The organism is Vibrio sp. 10N.222.55.C6 (assembly GCF_041473395.1).
Taxonomy (GTDB): Bacteria; Pseudomonadota; Gammaproteobacteria; order Enterobacterales; family Vibrionaceae; genus Vibrio; species Vibrio crassostreae_C.
This window is the reverse complement of record NZ_JBFRSD010000001.1, coordinates 175,845-177,993: the sequence shown is the minus strand read 5'-3', so window position 1 is coordinate 177,993 and position 2,149 is coordinate 175,845. Positions and strand designations below refer to the sequence as shown.

Below are 2,149 nucleotides of genomic sequence, written 5' to 3'. Positions count from 1 at the left end.
GAGATGCTGAGATGCTGAGAATTAAAAAAGCCGCAAAAACTCAGTTTTTGCGGCTTTTTAGTATCTGGCTTGCGAGTTTTAATACCAGCACTCACTTTCCGCCAAGCTATAAATCTTCACCAAAAACAAGCATACACAGTTGCTCGAACTCTTCTTCTTTACCTGAGAACAGATCATCAATCACAAGTGAACGTTTTTGACCTGACTGCATGCGTTTCTTCGCTTCTCGCATCACCATCACCAGAGTGTGCTCTTGTGGCAAGTTTGAGTCATCAATGTTCCATTGATTGAATCGCTGAGAAAGAGCACTTTCGCAAAGCAGGGGTTTAAACGACAACACTTCTTGCTTCAATACAGAAAGCATATCTTTAAACGCTTGTTCCGTATTATTGGCATTAGAAGCGCGAGCTTTGGTTTGTTCTAGCTTTTCTAGTAGTGCCGAAGAGAGGTTGGTTTGCGTGATGTAACCCGCTTGTCTTGGGAATGAATCCGTCAAACGAACAGAAAAATCGACACGGTTAACCTGAGTGTTTGGAAAGTAGGTCAGTGACGTTAGGCAGTCGTATGGAATCCAGACGCTTTGTCCTGGTTCAACGGCATACTCTTGTTTGCCTAACTTAATCAAAACCAAGCCACTTTGAACCGATACAAGGCTATGTTTAAGTACTTTCTTGCGTGGTGTGATCACCAAGTGTGAAAAGTAAGCCGATGTATATTCAATAGCGAAGTTCATAGATAGTACCTTAATTTTGGGGCGTCAAGATTACCGTTAATCTTAAAGAATGCCAACAATAACAGGGGATTTTCAATGTTTCTGGTCTGACCTTGTCAAAAGTATGGGCTCTGTAGCTGCGAGAAGTCAAAACAACGCGTAGAATGAGCCAGCTTTTTATTATATGAATTAAAAAATGACCTCTCCAACCGATCCATATGTTGATATTCGTCCTTACGGCGATGATGAAATTCCAGCGGCACTAAACCGTCTTATTAATGATGAAGAATTTATCAGTGCAATCTTGCACTACCGTTTTTCAAACCATGCGTCTTGGTTCAAAGCATTAATGAGCCCGATTTTGCGTGTGTACTTAAAAATGAAGTGGAGCAAGCTGACTAGCGTTGAATCCATTCAGATTGAAGTGAAAAAGTACTTACGCGACACGTTAGCGAAAACCACTAACGGTGTGACGTACACGGGTATCGAGTCACTGGATGCGAACCAAGCTTATCTGTTTGTATCAAACCATCGTGACATTGCTATGGATCCTGCGTTAGTAAATTACGCTCTGCATCAAAATAATCATCAGACTTGTCGTATCGCTATCGGAGACAACCTGTTGAAAAAGCCATGTGCGACTGAATTGATGCGTTTAAACAAGAGCTTCATCGTAAAGCGTTCTTTGAAAGGACCGCGTGAGATGATGAAAGCGCTAGGGCAGTTGTCTTCTTACATTAAGCACTCTCTAGAAACGGGCAACTCAATCTGGATCGCTCAAAAGGAAGGTCGTGCGAAAGACGGTAACGATTTTACTGAGCCAGCAATTTTGAAAATGTTCCACGTTGAAGGACGTAAGCAAAAAATTGCTTTCCCTGAATACGTGAAGTCATTGAAGATTGTTCCTGTGGCTATTTCTTACGAGAACGACCCATGTGACACGGCTAAAGCGATAGAGCTTTTCGAAAAAGACGTAAACGGCAGTTACGAAAAGGGTGAGTTTGAAGATATCGAAAGTATCATTCAAGGCATCATCGGTGATAAAGGACGCGTTCACGTTGGTTTCGGTCAGGTTATCGACCAAGATTTTGATACGCCTGAAGCGCTTGCTGAAGAGATCGATCGTCAGATCCACGATAACTACAAACTGTTCCCAGTAAACTTGCTGGCAGCAGAAAAAGAAGATGAGTCGATTACAGCGGCCGTTAAACAAGAGTTTGAAGCTAAACTGTCGAGCCTGCCACAAGGTGCGCGTCAGTACTTGATCGATAGCTACGCCAACCCAGTGAAGAACATTGGTTAACGAGCGTTAGTTAGCTTGCTAGTTGATTAGCAACTTGATTGAATTGAAAAAGGAGCCTTGGGCTCCTTTTTTGTTTCTGAATCACCATTTGTTGCTGCGATCGAGCATTAACGTATTAGAGCATTAGAGCATTA

At 42.4% G+C, this 2,149-nt stretch carries 2 protein-coding genes; one reads left to right on the top strand and one right to left on the bottom strand.

Translation table 11 applies throughout. The features are described 5' to 3' along the window. Window positions 1–106: 106 nt before the first annotated feature. A complete protein-coding gene (locus AB4486_RS00750; protein WP_017064307.1) occupies window positions 107–733 on the bottom strand; it encodes a hypothetical protein in 627 nt (208 codons plus the stop codon). Between the two features lie 175 nt (window positions 734–908). On the opposite strand from AB4486_RS00750, the gene AB4486_RS00745 reads away from it, so the two are divergent. After that, window positions 909–2,015: a 1-acyl-sn-glycerol-3-phosphate acyltransferase gene (locus tag AB4486_RS00745; protein WP_017062764.1), complete on the top strand. Its 1,107-nt coding sequence runs from the start codon at window positions 909–911 to the stop codon at window positions 2,013–2,015. The last annotated feature ends 134 nt before the right edge of the window (window positions 2,016–2,149 follow it).